The following is a 15,010-nucleotide window of genomic DNA, read 5'->3' as shown; positions in this document are numbered from 1 at the left end:
TCAACCGTTGTAGGTGGGGTGCCCCGCCTCGACCCATGCCTCGAGCCCACCCGCCAGCGGTCGCGCCCGCTTGATGCCCCGCGAAGCCAACGCCTGCGCGCCCAGCGCGGCCGAGACCTCGTTCGGGCAACTGCAATAGAGCACGACCTCGCGGTCGCCGCCTTCGAAGGGCAACTCGACGCGCCTCTGCTGGATGTCCTTGAGCGCGATCGCGAGGGCACCGGGAATGCGCCGCGGATCCACCTGCACGCCTGCCTCGCCGCGCACGTCGATGACGATCGGCGGCGGTTCGCCGTCCATCATCGTCAACAGCTCGCCGACGGTCACGCGCGGCATGCCGGTCAGGCGCATGAAGGTGCGGCGCCGCCAGTAGCGCACCGCGAGCATCACGGCGAGCACGACGACGAGCGCCACGATGGCGATGCCGCCCGCCTGCGACATGGCATCGAGCACCGCCTGGATCTGGTCGCGGAAGATCCAGCCCAGCGCGAGGAAGATGCCGGTCCACAGCAGCGCAGCGGCGGTGTCGAACGCCACGAAACGCCACGACGACATCCCCAGCGCACCCGCCATGGGCGGCGCGATCACCGACACGCCCGGCACGAACTTCGCCAGCACCAGCGACATCCCGCCCCATCGGCCGATCAGCGTTTCGCTGCGGCGCACACAGGAATCTGGCGACATCGAGATCTTGCAGAGCAGCCGCATGAAACGGTAGCCATAGAGCCGCCCCGCATAGAACCAGACGGCATCGCCGAGCAGGTTCGCGATCCAGGACGCGGCCACCATGCCCACCAGCAACACCGGCTGCGCGATTGCGGCCAGCGCACCGGCCACCACGAGCAGCGGCGACGCCGGCACCGGCAGCCCCACCCGCGCACAGAAGGTGGCGACGAACACGACCGCGATGGCGTGTTCCACCAGAAGCAGGCTCAGCTGCTCCATGCGAAGCTCCCCGGAGGCAACAGGCAGACAGCGGGAGGCATCGGCATGGCGGGCGGCTCTGGTTGTTGGACTGGCCAGAGCGTAGCGCCTTCCAGCCGTGAAAGGGCTCCCCGATGGGGCGGGAAGGAACAGAATCGCGCTGTGCATGACGGCGGCGCCGCCTGTCCCGCCCGTTCGGGAATAAACCTGCGACGTGCCCCGTCATGCAAGGGGAAGACAGCGTTGAACGACCGCACCCGCCGATTCGAGACCGCGGCCCTGCCGCACCTGCCCGCCGCGTACAACCTGGCGCGCTGGCTGCTGCGCGACGACCAGCAGGCCGAAGACGCGGTGCAGGAGGCCTACTTGCGCGCGTTCCGATTCTTCGACGACCTGCGCGGCGGCGATGCGCGGCCGTGGCTGCTGGGCATCGTGCGCAACGCGTGCTACGACACGATGCGCCAGTCGCGCCATCTGGCGGATCAGGTGGAGTTCGACGAGTTTCGCGATGCCGGCACGGAGGACGCCGGCATCGGCGCAGCACAGCGCGACGGCGGCGATCCCGCTGCGGCTTGGGAACAGCGCGCCCTCGGCCGGCGCATCGATGCGGCCATCGAAGCGCTCGCACCGCCGTTCCGCGAGGTCATCGTGCTTCGCGAGATGGAAGACATGTCGTACGAGGAAATTGCGCGCATTGCCGGCATCCCGGTCGGGACGGTGATGTCGCGCCTCTCCCGCGCCCGCGCGCTGCTGCGCAATGCGCTCCAGGAGGAAGCGCCACCCGACAAACCAGGAGCCCATCGCGATGCAACCCACTGAAGCGGACGATCTCGGCAAGCTGATCCGGCGGGACGCCACGCGGCATGCGCCGCCGCCCGCGCTGGCCGAACGCATCCGTGCGGGCGTGCGGAACGCGGAAGGCGCGCCGACCTACGTGCCGCCACCGCGCCCGAAGGCACGCCCGCGCTGGCTGCAGGCAATTGGACTCTTCGGCGCGGGTGCCGCCACGGCGTGGGGCCTGTCGTTCGTCTTGCTGCTGGGCACAGCGACCAATGCGCTCGACGACGCGGTCACCGACAGCCACATCCGTTCGCTCATGGCCGGGCATCTGATGGATGTGGCGTCGACGGACCATCACACCGTCAAGCCTTGGTTCGCCGGCAAGCTCGATTTCTCTCCGCCGGTAGTCGATCTCGCGGCAGAAGGCCATCCGCTGATCGGCGCCCGGCTCGACTACATCGAAGGGCGTGCCGTGGCGGCGCTGGTCTACCGGTCGGGGCAGCACGTCGTCAACCTGTTCGTCTGGCCGGATTCGCGTGATGCGGCTTCCGCTCAGCAGCTGGTCGCGCGCCGCGGCTACAACATGGTGCGCTGGACCGAAGGCGGCATGCAGGCCTGGGCAGTGTCCGACCTGAATGCGGCTGAGTTGCAGGCCTTCGCAAAACTCGCCCGCGAACGCATGGCCGCCGCGCAGCCACCCGCAAGCTGATCAGATCGCGACGAGTTGGCGCACGCCCTGGGCTTCCATGTCCTTGCCGAGCCCTCGCGCAATGACTTCACCCCGCTCCATCACCAGGTAGTCGTCGGCCAGTTCCTGAGCGAAGTCGTAGTACTGCTCGCACAGCACGATCGCCATGTCGCCGCGGTCGGCCAGCATGCGGATCACGCGGCCGATGTCCTTGATGATGCTCGGCTGGATGCCTTCGGTCGGCTCGTCGAGGATCAGCAGCTTGGGCTTCGGCGCCAGCGCACGGGCGATCGCGAGCTGTTGCTGCTGCCCGCCCGACAGATCGCCGCCACGCCGGTTCAGCATCTGCTTGAGCACCGGGAAGAGCTCGTAGAGTTCCGGCGGCACCGGCGTGCTGCCCGACTTGTAGGCGAGACCCATGCGAAGGTTTTCCTCGACCGTGAGTCGCGCGAAGATCTCGCGGCCCTGCGGCACGAAGCCCATGCCCGCACGGGCGCGCTCGTAGGGCGTGCGCTTGTGGATCGGCGCGCCGTCGAATTCGATGCTGCCACTCTTGATGGGCACGAGGCCCATCAGCGACTTGAGTAGCGTGGTCTTGCCGACGCCATTGCGGCCGAGCAGCACGGTGACCTTGCCGAGTCGCGCCTCGAAGCTGACGTCGCGCAGGATGTGCGAGCCGCCGTAGTACTGATGGATGTTCTTGACGGTGAGCATGCGGTGCTTCCTTAGCGACCCAGATAGACCTCGATGACCCGTTCGTCCGCCTGCACTTCGTCGAGCGTACCCTGCGCGAGCACCGAGCCGTCGCAGAGCACCGTGACGATCTCGGAGATGGTGCGGATGAAGCTCATGTCGTGCTCCACCACCATCAGCGAATGCTTGCCCTTGAGCGAGAGGAACAGCTCGGCTGTGCGCGCGGTCTCTTCGTCGGTCATGCCGGCCACCGGCTCATCGAGCAGCAGCAGCTTCGGGTCCTGCATCAGCAGCATGCCGATCTCCAGCCATTGCTTCTGCCCGTGGCTCAGGTTGCCCGCCATCCGCAGCACGCTGCTTTCGAGATGGATGGTGTGCAGCACCTCGGCGAGGCGATCGCACTGTTCCGAATCGAGCTTGAAGAGCATCGACGACTTCACGCCCTTGTCGGTCTTCAGCGCCAGTTCGAGGTTTTCGAACACGGTGAGCTGCTCGAACACTGTCGGCTTCTGGAACTTGCGGCCGATGCCGAGCTGCGCGATCTCGGCTTCCTTGTGGCGCAGCAAGTCGATGGTGCTGCCGAAGAACACCGTTCCTTCGTCCGGCCGGGTCTTGCCGGTGATGATGTCCATCATCGTGGTCTTGCCCGCGCCGTTCGGCCCGATGATGCAGCGTAGCTCGCCAGGCGCGATGTCGAGCGACAGCTTGTTGATCGCCTTGAAGCCGTCGAAGCTCACGCTCACGTCGTCCAGGTAGAGGATCCGGCCGTGCGTCACATCAACTTCGCCGGGCGTCATGTGCCGGCCGTAGCCCGCGGCGCGACCGCCGGATTCGGTGTGCAGGGTTTGCTCGAAAGCGATGTGCCGGGCGACGCGCTCGGCGCCGGCGTCCATCAGATCGGGGGTCATGCGCGTGCTCCCTTGGGTTCAACGGCCAGCGGCGGCGTGAGCGATGCGGGTTCGACACCCTGCTCGGCAGCGACCGAACGCTGCGGCTGCTGGCGGGCCTCACCGGGCTCCGCCTCCACCGCTGCGGCCTTCTTCTCTCTCGATGTCAGCTTCTTCACCAGCCCGACGATGCCGTCCGGCAGGAACAGGGTGACGGCGATGAACAGCGCGCCGAGGAAGTACAGCCAGTATTCGGGATAGGCCACGGTGAGCCAGCTCTTCGCGCCATTGACGATGAAGGCGCCGATGACCGGCCCGATCAGCGTCGCGCGGCCGCCAACCGCAGTCCAGATCGCGATCTCGATCGAGTTGGCCGCGCTCATCTCGCCCGGATTGATGATGCCGACTTGCGGCACATAGAGTGCACCGGCCACGCCGCACATCACGGCCGAGATCACCCAGATGGTGAGCTTGTAGCCCAGCGGGTTGTAGCCCGAGAACATCACGCGCGACTCCGCATCGCGGATGGCCTGCAGCACGCGGCCGAACTTGCTGCCGATGAGCCACTTCGACAGCAGCAGGAAGCCCAGCAGCGTCAGCCCGGTGAGCACGAAAAGCACCATGCGCATTTCCTGCGTCGCGATCGGGATGCCCAGGATGCGCTTGAAGTCGGTGAAGCCGTTGTTGCCGCCGAAGCCCGTCTCGTTGCGGAAGAAGAGCAGCATCGCCGCAAAGGTCATCGCCTGCGTGATGATCGAGAAGTACACGCCCTTGATGCGCGAGCGGAAGGCGAAGAAGCCGAACACGAAGGCGATGAGCCCCGGCACCGCGACGATCAGGATCAGCGTGGCGATGAAGCTGTCGCTGAGCGCCCAGTGCCACGGCAGCACCTTCCAGTCGAGGAACACCATGAAGTCCGGCAGGTCGCTCTTGTAGTTGCCGTCGCGGCCGATCTGGCGCATGAGGTACATGCCCATCATGTAGCCGCCAAGCGCGAAGAAGAGGCCATGCCCGAGCGAGAGGATGCCGGTGTAGCCCCAGATTAGATCCATCGCGAGCGCGCAGATCGCGTAGCACATGATGCGGCCGACCAGTGCCACTGCGTAGTCGCTCATGTGCAGCGCGCTGCCGGCCGGCACCGCCATGTTGAGCACCGGTGCGAGCGCGCAGACCACGATCAGCGCCACGAAGAAGGCGGTCCAGCCCTTGCCGCTCAGGAGTGGGCCCTTGGAGGGAAGTACGACTTTGCTGCTGCTCATGCCTCGGCACTCCGCCCCTTGACTGCGAAGATGCCCTGCGGCCGCTTCTGAATGAAGATGATGATGAAGACCAGCACCGCGATCTTCGCGAGCACCGCGCCAGCCCAGCCTTCGATGAACTTGTTGAGGATGCCAAGGCCCATGGCCGCATACACGGTGCCCGCGAGCTGGCCGACACCGCCCATCACGACCACCATGAACGAATCGACGATGTAGCTCTGCCCCAGGTCAGGCCCGACATTGCCGATCTGCGACAGTGCACAACCCGCGAGCCCGGCAATGCCCGAGCCCAGCGCGAAGGCGTAGGTGTCGATGCGCGCAGTGTTCACGCCCATGCACGACGCAATCGGCCGGTTCTGCGTCACGCCGCGCACGAAGAGCCCGAGGCGTGTGCGGCCGATGAGCCAACCCATCGCGAGCAACACCAGGCCCGCGAAGATGATGATGCAGATGCGGTTCCACGGCAGCGTGACGTTGCTCAGCAGGTTCAGGCCGCCGCTCATCCAGGCCGGGTTCTCGACGCCGACGTTCTGCGCCCCGAAGATCGAACGCACGAGCTGCTGGAGCATCAGGCTGATCCCCCAGGTGGCGAGGAGCGTTTCGAGCGGACGACCGTAGAGGAAACGGATCACGCCGCGTTCGAGCACCGCACCGACGAAGGCGGATGCAAGAAAGGCGACGGGAATAGCCGCCACCAGATACCAGCCGAACATCGACTCCGGCAGGTAGCGCTGGAAGATGCCCTGCATCACGTAGGTTGCATAGGCGCCGATCATCATCAGCTCGCCATGCGCCATGTTGATCACGCCCATCAGCCCGTAGGTGATCGCGAGTCCCAATGCCGCAAGCAGCAGAACCGAACCCAAACTGATGCCGCTGAACACTGCGTTGATGCGATCGCCCCACACGAGCGAGCCATCGATGCTGCTGATCGACGCAGTGATCGCCGCCTTCACATCCGCTTCAGTCTCGTCGGCAAGCCGCTGATTCAGCAGCAGCTTCGTATCCGGGCTCCGGCTGTCGCCAAGCGCCTTTGCCGCGTCCAGCCGCTTGCCCTTGTCGGCGCTGCTGAGCAGGCTCGCCGCTCGCACCAGTTCGAGCTGCGCCTTGATCTTCGGATTGGTCTCGGCAGCCAGTGCCTTCTCGACCATCGGCAGCCGCGATTCATCAGGCTCCTTGAACAACGCCTGTGCCGCTTCAGCGCGCACAGCATCGTCCTTGCTCGTGAGCTTCAGCGCGGCCTGCGCTGCATCGAGCGCGCCACGCATCATGTTGTTGTTGACCACGTCCTCGGCATCGTCCGGGAGCTTCAGCTCCGCGCCGGTGACCGGGTCGAACGCCTTGTCGTCCTTGATGACGAACACCTTGTCTTCGGTGACCTTCACCGCGTCATCCGACATGGCTTGAATGAATGCGCCCGTCTTCTCATCGGCGGCAGCCACCGCCTTGTTGAGCGCCGCAATGCGCGCTTCGGTATCGCCCGAAGCGATGGCCTTCGCTTCGTCCGCAGTCAGCGCATGCGAGTTCCCTGAAACCAGCGCAAGCAAGACCGCAAGCAATTGAATGTGGCGCAAGAGTTTGAACACGACGTTCCCTATCTCAGAAACACCGCGGAACCGGCTCCGCCGGTCCGCTGGTGTTGCCCCCTGAAAGGGGGTGTCAGAGCCACACGAAGTGGGCGAGGCTGGGGGTCAGAGCGACTTCCCGGCAGGGTAGTCAGGCTTCTTGTCGTTGCCCTCGATGTACGGGCTCCACGGCTTGGCGCGGACCGGACCCGGCGTCTTCCACACCACGTTGAACTGGCCATCGGCCTTGATCTCGCCGATGAACACGCTCTTGTGGAGGTGGTGGTTCTTCTCGTCCATCTTCGAGACGATGCCCGACGGTGCGGTGAAGGTCTGGCCGGCCATCGCAGCGATCACCTTGTCGGTATCCGTGCTCTTGGCCTTCTCGACCGCCTGCTTCCACATGTGGATGCCGATCCAGGTGGCTTCCATCGGGTCGTTGGTCAGCGGCTTGTCCTTGTGGCCGGCGATGTTGTGGGCCTTGGCGTAGTCGCTCCATTGCTTGATGAACGCCGTGTTGGTCGGGTTCTTGATGCTCATGAAGTAGTTCCATGCCGCGAGGTGGCCCACGAGCGGCTTGGTGTCCACGCCGCGCAGTTCTTCCTCGCCGACCGAGAACGCCACCACCGGCACGTCCTTGGCCTTCAGGCCCGCGTTGCCCAGTTCCTTGTAGAACGGCACGTTGGAGTCGCCGTTGATGGTCGACACCACCGCCGTCTTGCCGCCAGCCGAGAACTTCTTGATGTCGGCCACGATGGTCTGGTAGTCGCTATGACCGAACGGGGTGTACTTCTCGTCGATGTCCTTGTCGGCCACGCCCTTGCTCTTGAGGTAGGCGCGCAGGATCTTGTTGGTGGTGCGCGGATAGACGTAGTCGGTGCCCAGCAGCACCCAGCGCTTCGCACCGCCGCCTTCCTTGCTCATGAGGTAGTCGACAGCGGGAATGGCCTGCTGGTTGGGCGCCGCGCCGGTGTAGAACACGTTCTTGCTCAGCTCTTCACCCTCGTACTGCACGGGGTAGAACAGGAGGCCGTTCATCTCCTCGACGACCGGCAGCACCGACTTGCGCGAGACGGAGGTCCAGCAGCCGAAGATCACCGACACCTTGTCCTGACCGAGCAGTTGCTTGGTCTTTTCCGCGAACAGGGGCCAGTTGGAAGCCGGATCGACCACCACCGGCTCGAGCTTCTTGCCCATCACGCCGCCCTTGGCGTTGATGTCGTCGATGGCCATGAGCACCGTGTCCTTGAGCACGGTTTCAGAGATCGCCATCGTGCCGGAGAGCGAGTGCAGCACGCCGACCTTGATGGTGTCCTGTGCGAACACGGGCGCGGCCGAAAGGCCTGCCAGCGCGACGGCGGCGGTGAGCGCCTTGAGGGTGAAACGACGTTGCATGATGAGACCTTCTCCTGTGGTTTGAACGATGGAGAGAGTCTGCGGATTCGGCTGCGGAGCCGAAATACGCCCAGTGGCGTACAAGCCCGAAGCGCCGTGCGCTCGGACGTGTTCTCAAATTTGCTTCAAATGCAGCAAATTTGAGAACAGCTGGGGAGTCGACGACATTTACCCGAAGAACGCCCGCGCGTAGTTGATCGGCGCGTGGTCCGCCAACTCGCGCAGCAGCACGGCCCCCGGCTTCCACGCATGCTCCGACGCATACTTCGCCCGTCCTTCGATGCGATCCGCCTCGATCATGGTCGGCGCAGGATCGTCGATGCATTCGCCGGTGATGCAGGTGATATAGGTCACCGCACCCGCATGCGCATAAAACGACAGCGCCGGCGGAAGCTGGGTCACAACGTCGCATCCGTCCACCAGACGCATGACGTTGAGGTGCGCAAGCGTCGAGACGAACTCCGCGTCGCCGACGCGCGGCGAGCCGAGCGTGATGAGCATCTCGGGTTTGAGGACGCTCGCGGCCAGCGTGGCAAGCGCAGCACCGAGGCTGTGGCCGGCGAGGATGAGGCGGCTGCGCGGCCTCCCCTCGCCCGCGAGCCAATCGACAACCTGCGGCAGCACGCCGCGAACTGCCTTGGCGAAGCCTGCATGCACACGGCCGCCGCTTTCGTGCCAATCGAGCTGCTGCGCCTGCAGGTTGGTGGCGAGGTGGCGGATTTCATCGGGCTGTGTGCCGCGGAACGTGATGAGCGTCGTGCCGTCGCCACCATGGATCGTCCCGAACGCAAAGGTCGCGGCGTCGATGAACAGCCTGGGCTCCCCGAAGCCCGCCTGCGCGAGCGCGGCAGCGAGGCGTTGTTCCTCTTCTTCCGACTGCTCCGCCCGGTAATACGCGAGGCGCGCGGCCTCGACAGCCCACTGCGTCGGCGTGTAGAGGCAACCCCTCTCGAACAGCGTCTCTTGGCGCTCCGGGGTGTACAAGGCGGCGCGGCTGGCGTCGTAGGCGATGTTGGACATGTGATCGACTCCCTCCCGATTCAAGGCGGACGCTGGCCCGCGCCAAGACGAAACTGGCGCGCTGCAAAGGCCCACACCAGCTTGGTCGCGTCCGGCCCGGCGGCGTCCGTGAACAGCATGCTGGGCGCACCGCCGCTCCATGCGTGGCCAAGGCCGGCGATCTCGCACAGCGTGACCGCGACGCGTCCCCGGCGCGTGAAGTCGGTGATGCGCATCGGATGGCGCTTGCCACGCTGCACGGTGCGCATGGCGCCGGCACGCGCGCCGGTGGCGACTGCCCACACCGCCGCGGTGCTGCTTGCGTTGCTGGCGGACACGACGATGTCGGCATCGCCATGAAGCACCAGCAGCGGCGGCAGCGTGGCGAAGACGGCCGCAGCGCCCATGGCCTTGCCCACGGCCGTGGCGGGCATCGGCGGCACGTGCTGCCCGCGCATCGCGCCCAGCGCGGTCGCGGGCGACCTGGCTGCCCCCGGCGCCACGCCCGAATGCATCGCCACAGCTTTGAAGCGCAGTGGATAGCGCGTCGCCAGCAGCGCCGCCATGCTGGCTCCGGCGGACAGCCCGGCGACTGCGACGCGTTCGCGATCGAGCGGATAGAGCATCAGCACCTGGTCGACCGCAGCCATCAGGGTGGCGGCTTCCGCGTCAGCCTTGCCCGAGCGGCGGTCGTACCAGTTCCAGCAACCTTGCGCATTGGCGATCCGGTCCTGTTCGGGGTAGAGCACCATGAAGCCTTCGCGCTCGGCGATACGGTTCATGCGGGTGCTGATGGCGAAGTCCCGCCCGGTCTGCCCGCAGCCATGGAGCATGACCATCAGCGGCAGCTTTTCGCCGAACTTGAGATGAAGGTCGGGCGGCCGGTAGAGGTGATAGCGCCGAGCGCCTGCCGGACCCAGCGCCACGCCGGGCAGCCAGTCACCGCGGCCGGGCGGCGGCTTGAGCTGCTTCGCGGCGGCCCGCTGCACCTGATTGGCGATGCGCTTGCTGCTGCCCAGCGTCGCCTTTGTGAGCGCCTTCAGGTTGCGCTGGTATGCGCGCGTGAGCGGAGAGATTGCACGGCGGGCCATCAATATGCGGCAATGGTCGTCCGCGCACGGTAGCAGCTTCGACGGAAGCAGGCTACCCGGGCGATTGGCCGATCAGACGCGTGCTGGCTGACGCAATCAGTACTGCTCGGGCACGTACATGCTCTCGGGCACCGGATGGCGCAGATAGTCCTCATGGCGCTCGCGCGCCGGCAGGACCACCGGTGCATGCTCGACGTCCTGGTAGGGAAGCTGGCCGAGCAGGTGGCTGATGCAGTTGAGCCGCGCCTTCTTCTTGTCGACGGCCTGCACCACCCACCACGGCGCCTCGGGGATGTGGGTGCGGTCGAGCATGGTTTCCTTGGCCTTGGTGTACTCCTCCCACCGGCGGCGGGATTCGAGGTCCATCGGGCTGAGCTTCCACTGCTTGAGCGGGTCGTGAATACGGCTCAGGAAGCGCATGTGCTGCTCGTCGTCCGTGATGGAGAACCAGTACTTGATCAGCTTGATGCCCGAACGCACCAGCATCCGCTCGAAGTCGGGCACCGTGCGGAAGAACTCCTCGTACTCGTCGTCGGTGCAGAAGCCCATCACCCGCTCGACGCCGGCACGGTTGTACCAGCTGCGGTCGAAAAGCACCATCTCGCCCGCAGCGGGCAGGTGCGCCACGTAGCGCTGGAAGTACCACTGGGTGCGTTCGCGGTCGTTCGGCGCCGGCAGCGCCGCCACACGGGCCACGCGCGGGTTCAGGCGCTGGGTGATGCGCTTGATCACACCGCCCTTGCCAGCCGCGTCGCGGCCCTCGAACAGGATGACCACCTTCTGCCGGGTGTTCTGCACCCAGTCCTGGAGCTTCACCAGCTCACCCTGAAGGCGGAACAGGTTCTTGAAATAGGCCTGCCGCGCGGCCTTGTCGTCGATCTTTCCGGATTCGAGTTCCTCGATGCTCCGGTCTTCGATCTCGAGCTCGATTTCTTCGTCGTAGCTGTCGACCAGGTCGCGCGCGATGCGCTGCATGAGTTCTTCCTGGTCGCTCAGGATGTTGGGGAGCGTCATGGTCCGTCTCTAGGCAAGGGAAAACCTCATCCTGCGACCGGCAAATGACAGTCCTGTGACAAAAAGTGAGCGAATCCGGGCACGTCACATCGTTGTCATATGGCCGGCAGACCATCTGGCGACTCAGTAAAAAGGCCGCAAAACATCATGAGTTCCATTGCCACCGCGCGCCCGATCGGCAACCCACCCCCCTCCTCCGGTCGGCCTCACCTCGATGCGAAGCCGAACGCGGCGACCATGGTCGTGTTCGTCGGTCTTCTGGCCGCCGGGCTGCTCTACATGGCATGGAGCCTCGTCCAGGACGTCTCCGCCGCTCATGCGCCGGTCACCACCTACGTGCCCTTCATGCTGCTCGGCGTGGCGCTGGTGATCGCGCTCGGGTTCGAGTTCGTCAACGGGTTCCACGATACCGCCAATGCGGTGGCGACGGTGATCTATACGCACTCGCTGCCGCCCAACTTCGCAGTGGTGTGGTCGGGCCTGTTCAATTTCCTGGGCGTGCTGGTGTCCAGCGGTGCCGTGGCCTTCGGCATCATTTCGCTGCTGCCGGTCGAGCTGATCCTGCAGGTGGGCTCGAGCGCCGGCTTCGCGATGGTGTTCGCACTGCTGATCGCGGCCATCATCTGGAATCTCGGGACCTGGTGGCTCGGCCTGCCGGCCTCGTCGTCGCACACGCTCATCGGCTCGATCATCGGCGTAGGCGTCGCCAACGCGCTGATGCACGGCCGTGACGGCACCAGCGGCGTCGATTGGACACAAGCGACCAAGGTCGGCTATTCGCTGCTGCTGTCGCCGGTGGTGGGCTTCGTTTGCGCCGCCCTGCTGCTGCTCACCCTGCGCGTGTTCGTCAAGAACAAGGCGCTGTACGAAGAGCCGAAAGGCAACAAGCCGCCGCCGCTGTGGATCCGCGGCCTGCTGGTGCTGACCTGCACCGGCGTCTCCTTTGCACACGGCTCGAACGACGGACAGAAGGGCATGGGCCTGATCATGCTGATCCTGGTCGGGACGGTGCCAATGGCCTATGCGCTGAATCGCGCAATGCCGGTCAACGAGACGATGCAGTTCGTCGCAGTGGCCGAATCGGCGCAGGGCGCCCTGTTGCGCAGCGCGCCGGCCGCGGGTCCGGCGCCCACGCGCGAAGAGGCACGCACGACGATCTCCACCTTCGTCCGCACCAAGGAATTCAATGCTGGCGTGGTGCCAGCGCTCGCGGCGATCGCGGGCGACATCGGCATGCAGGTCAAGGCACACGGCTCGATATCCGGCGTGCCGGCCGAAGCCGTGTCCAACGTGCGCAACGACATGTACCTGGCCTCCGAAGGCATCCGGCTGCTCGACAAGAGCGGCGCCATCGAGCTCGACGAAGACGCCAAGGCACGAGTCAACACCTTCAGGCAGGTGATCGACGACGCGACGAAGTTCATCCCGCTGTGGGTCAAGGTGGTGGTCGCGATCGCGCTGGGCCTCGGCACGATGGTGGGCTGGAAGCGCATCGTGATCACGGTCGGCGAAAAGATCGGCAAGACACACCTGACCTATGCCCAGGGCGCTTCCGCCGAAGTGGTGGCGATGCTCACCATTGGGGCGGCAGACATGTACGGCCTGCCGGTGTCGACCACGCACGTGCTTTCGTCCGGCGTGGCGGGCACGATGGCGGCAAACCGCTCGGGCCTGCAGTGGTCCACGCTGCGCAATCTCGCGCTGGCCTGGGTGCTGACGCTGCCGGCGGCCATCGTGCTGTCGGGCACGCTCTATTGGCTGTTCACTCATCTGTTCTGACACACCGGCTTTGGCTCTTCTTCAGGATTGGACGATCGGTGCCTACGGCAGCGATGAAGCGGGACTGATCTGCGGCTACCTGTTCGACGACGGATCGGCCCAGCCGGTGCGCGCGGTCGACTCGTCGCAGGCAGCCACATGGCTGGCCCAGCATGCCGGACATGAAGACGCGGAGGACCGCGCCTTCATGTGGCTTCACTTCAACCTCAGCCATGCGCAGGCCGAGCGCTGGCTGACGCGCCATGCGGGCCTGTCGGACCTGTTCTACGAGACGCTGAAGGACGGCCTGCACTCCACCCGCATCGAACGCGCGGACGACTCGCTGATCGCCGTCATCAACGACGTGCACTTCGACTTCAGCTTCGAGCCGTCGGACATCTCGACACTGTGGATCAGCGTCGGCCCGCGACTGGTAGTGACTGCACGCAGCCAGCCGCTGCGATCGGTGGACGCGCTGCGCACGGCCGTGAAGGCGGGCGACGCGCCGAGATCGACCACCGAACTCCTCGAACACCTGATGCGGGTGCAGGCCGATGTGCTGGTGAGGATCGTCCGCGACGTGACGACGCGCATCGACACGATCGAAGACGAGCTGCTGGCCGGCCGCCTCGACCACAAGCGGGCGCGCCTGGGCATGCTCCGGCGGGTACTGGTGCGCCTGCAGCGGCTGCTGGCCCCGGAGCCGGCAGCGCTGTTCCGCCTGCTGCAGACGCCGCCGCACTGGATGTCCGAATCCGACGCCCAGCAGCTGCGCGCCGCGACCGAGGAGTTCTCGGTGGTGCTGCGCGACATGGGCGCTCTGCAGGAGCGCATCAAGCTGCTGCAGGAAGAGATCGCGGCGAACGTCAACGAGGACAACAACCGCAGCCTCTTCGTGCTGACGGTCGTCACGGTGCTCGCGCTGCCGATCAACATCATGGCGGGCCTGTTCGGCATGAACGTCGGCGGCATCCCGCTGGCCGAGCACAAGCACGGTTTCTGGATCCTCGTGGGCGTCGTGGCGACCTTCACCGCGGTGGCGGCGTGGCTGGCTTTCCGCAAAAAGCGCTGAAAGCGCAGGAAAGTTAAGATTCGTGACGTGTCATCGATCCTCAACGCCGACCTCCATTGCCATTCCGTGGTCTCGGATGGCACGCTCACACCCGAGGAACTCGCCGCGCGCGCCGCGGCCAACGGCGTCGAGCTCTGGGCGTTGACCGACCACGACGAAATCGGCGGCCAGCATCGCGCGGCCGCCGCGGCCCGTCAGAACGGCATCAAGTACCTCACCGGCACCGAAATCTCGGTCACCTTCGCGAACGAGACGGTTCATATCGTCGGCCTGGGATTCGACCCTGACGATGCCGCGATGAGCGAAGGCCTGTACGACACCCGCGGCGGACGCGGCAAGCGCGCGCAGGAGATGTCGGAGCAGCTGGCCAAGGTCGGCATCCAGGGCGCTTACGAAGGTGCGCTCAGGTTCGTCGGCAATCCCGAGCTCATCTCCCGCACCCATTTCGCCCGATTTCTCGTGGAAGGCGGCTATTGCCGCGACACGCCGGAGGTCTTCCGCAAGTACCTGACAGAAGGCAAGCCCGGCTACGTGCCGCATCGCTGGGCCACGCTGAAGGACGCGGTGACCTGGATCACCGCCGCCAATGGCCTGGCCGTGATCGCGCACCCAGGCCGCTACAAGTTCACCGCCAACGAGGAATACGCGCTGTTCCTCGAATTCAAGGCGCACGGCGGCAAGGCGATCGAGGTGGTGACCGGAAGCCATTCGCCGGCCGAGTACGTCGAATACGCCGACAAGGCCGTGGAATTCGGCTTTGCCGCCTCGCGCGGCAGCGACTTCCACAGCCCCGACGAAAGCCATTGCGACCTGGGCAAGCTTCCCTGGCTGCCCGGGAACCTCACGCCGGTGTGGGAGCTCCTGGAGCACCGCATCCAGTGAGCT

Annotated in this window: 14 protein-coding genes; 5 read left to right on the top strand and 9 right to left on the bottom strand. The window is 65.7% G+C overall.

The annotated features are described in order from the left end of the window. Window positions 1-945, bottom strand: a complete 945-nt coding sequence (locus FHW64_RS09445) for a VTT domain-containing protein (RefSeq protein WP_184525357.1) — start codon at window positions 943-945, stop codon at window positions 1-3. Window positions 946-1,167: 222 nt separating this feature from the next. Here FHW64_RS09445 and FHW64_RS09440 point away from each other — a divergent pair, with 222 nt between their 5' ends. Beyond that, on the top strand, window positions 1,168-1,743 hold the full coding sequence (locus FHW64_RS09440; protein WP_184525355.1) for a sigma-70 family RNA polymerase sigma factor: 576 nt from the start codon (window positions 1,168-1,170) through the stop codon (window positions 1,741-1,743). Then, window positions 1,730-2,413: an anti-sigma factor gene (locus FHW64_RS09435; protein ID WP_184525353.1), complete on the top strand. Its 684-nt coding sequence runs from the start codon at window positions 1,730-1,732 to the stop codon at window positions 2,411-2,413. Before FHW64_RS09440 ends, FHW64_RS09435 begins: the two co-directional genes overlap by 14 nt. Here the strand turns inward: FHW64_RS09435 and urtE are convergent, their stop codons facing one another. The 8 genes from urtE to ppk2 form a co-directional block, all read right to left on the bottom strand. Next, entirely contained in the window at window positions 2,414-3,106 is a 693-nt protein-coding gene (gene urtE / locus FHW64_RS09430) for an urea ABC transporter ATP-binding subunit UrtE (protein WP_184525351.1), read from the bottom strand. Window positions 3,107-3,117: 11 nt separating this feature from the next. Continuing rightward, window positions 3,118-3,993: an urea ABC transporter ATP-binding protein UrtD gene (urtD, locus tag FHW64_RS09425; protein WP_184525349.1), complete on the bottom strand. Its 876-nt coding sequence runs from the start codon at window positions 3,991-3,993 to the stop codon at window positions 3,118-3,120. Continuing rightward, the gene (gene urtC / locus FHW64_RS09420) at window positions 3,990-5,231 is read right to left on the bottom strand and encodes an urea ABC transporter permease subunit UrtC (RefSeq protein ID WP_184525347.1); all 1,242 of its coding nucleotides are present in this window, start codon (window positions 5,229-5,231) and stop codon (window positions 3,990-3,992) included. The genes urtD and urtC overlap by 4 nt, the downstream gene beginning before the upstream one ends. Then, the gene (urtB, locus tag FHW64_RS09415) at window positions 5,228-6,805 is read right to left on the bottom strand and encodes an urea ABC transporter permease subunit UrtB (protein ID WP_221210288.1); all 1,578 of its coding nucleotides are present in this window, start codon (window positions 6,803-6,805) and stop codon (window positions 5,228-5,230) included. Before urtB ends, urtC begins: the two co-directional genes overlap by 4 nt. A gap of 117 nt (window positions 6,806-6,922) precedes the next feature. Next, the gene (urtA, locus tag FHW64_RS09410; RefSeq protein ID WP_184525345.1) at window positions 6,923-8,191 is read right to left on the bottom strand and encodes an urea ABC transporter substrate-binding protein; all 1,269 of its coding nucleotides are present in this window, start codon (window positions 8,189-8,191) and stop codon (window positions 6,923-6,925) included. A 168-nt stretch (window positions 8,192-8,359) separates the two neighbouring features. After that, window positions 8,360-9,211, bottom strand: coding sequence for a lipase family protein (locus tag FHW64_RS09405; protein WP_184525343.1), 852 nt, complete (start codon window positions 9,209-9,211; stop codon window positions 8,360-8,362). A gap of 20 nt (window positions 9,212-9,231) precedes the next feature. Beyond that, window positions 9,232-10,281 carry a PHB depolymerase family esterase gene (locus FHW64_RS09400; protein WP_184525341.1) on the bottom strand — a complete coding sequence of 350 codons (1,050 nt, stop codon included), beginning with the start codon at window positions 10,279-10,281 and terminating at the stop codon, window positions 9,232-9,234. Between the two features lie 96 nt (window positions 10,282-10,377). Beyond that, complete coding sequence (gene ppk2, locus FHW64_RS09395) at window positions 10,378-11,295, bottom strand: polyphosphate kinase 2 (protein WP_184525340.1); 918 nt, start codon at window positions 11,293-11,295, stop codon at window positions 10,378-10,380. Window positions 11,296-11,532: 237 nt separating this feature from the next. Here ppk2 and FHW64_RS09390 point away from each other — a divergent pair, with 237 nt between their 5' ends. Genes FHW64_RS09390 through FHW64_RS09380 form a run of 3 tightly spaced genes read left to right on the top strand, consistent with a single transcriptional unit; the run spans window position 11,533 to window position 15,007 of the window. Then, window positions 11,533-13,074, top strand: a complete 1,542-nt coding sequence (locus FHW64_RS09390; RefSeq protein WP_260303765.1) for an inorganic phosphate transporter — start codon at window positions 11,533-11,535, stop codon at window positions 13,072-13,074. A 10-nt stretch (window positions 13,075-13,084) separates the two neighbouring features. Then, the gene (locus FHW64_RS09385) at window positions 13,085-14,125 is read left to right on the top strand and encodes a transporter (RefSeq protein ID WP_184525336.1); all 1,041 of its coding nucleotides are present in this window, start codon (window positions 13,085-13,087) and stop codon (window positions 14,123-14,125) included. 27 nt (window positions 14,126-14,152) lie between these two features. After that, window positions 14,153-15,007, top strand: a complete 855-nt coding sequence (locus FHW64_RS09380) for a 3',5'-nucleoside bisphosphate phosphatase (RefSeq protein ID WP_184525334.1) — start codon at window positions 14,153-14,155, stop codon at window positions 15,005-15,007. Window positions 15,008-15,010 lie beyond the last annotated feature (3 nt).

It is taken from the genome of Variovorax sp. Sphag1AA, assembly GCF_014192575.1.
In the GTDB taxonomy this organism is placed as follows: Bacteria; Pseudomonadota; Gammaproteobacteria; order Burkholderiales; family Burkholderiaceae_C; genus Variovorax.
Note: the sequence above shows the minus strand (reverse complement) of the source record. Positions and strands in the feature narration are given on the sequence as shown.

Coding starts and splice junctions, on each gene's coding strand:
- FHW64_RS09435 (WP_184525353.1), top strand. CDS start 1,730: ATGCAACCCACTGAAGCGGACGATCTCGGCAAGCTGATCCGGCGGGAC.
- FHW64_RS09405 (WP_184525343.1), bottom strand. CDS start 9,211: ATGTCCAACATCGCCTACGACGCCAGCCGCGCCGCCTTGTACACCCCG.
- urtA (WP_184525345.1), bottom strand. CDS start 8,191: ATGCAACGTCGTTTCACCCTCAAGGCGCTCACCGCCGCCGTCGCGCTG.
- FHW64_RS09390 (WP_260303765.1), top strand. CDS start 11,533: ATGGTCGTGTTCGTCGGTCTTCTGGCCGCCGGGCTGCTCTACATGGCA.
- ppk2 (WP_184525340.1), bottom strand. CDS start 11,295: ATGACGCTCCCCAACATCCTGAGCGACCAGGAAGAACTCATGCAGCGC.
- FHW64_RS09445 (WP_184525357.1), bottom strand. CDS start 945: ATGGAGCAGCTGAGCCTGCTTCTGGTGGAACACGCCATCGCGGTCGTG.
- FHW64_RS09400 (WP_184525341.1), bottom strand. CDS start 10,281: ATGGCCCGCCGTGCAATCTCTCCGCTCACGCGCGCATACCAGCGCAAC.
- urtD (WP_184525349.1), bottom strand. CDS start 3,993: ATGACCCCCGATCTGATGGACGCCGGCGCCGAGCGCGTCGCCCGGCAC.
- urtC (WP_184525347.1), bottom strand. CDS start 5,231: ATGAGCAGCAGCAAAGTCGTACTTCCCTCCAAGGGCCCACTCCTGAGC.
- urtE (WP_184525351.1), bottom strand. CDS start 3,106: ATGCTCACCGTCAAGAACATCCATCAGTACTACGGCGGCTCGCACATC.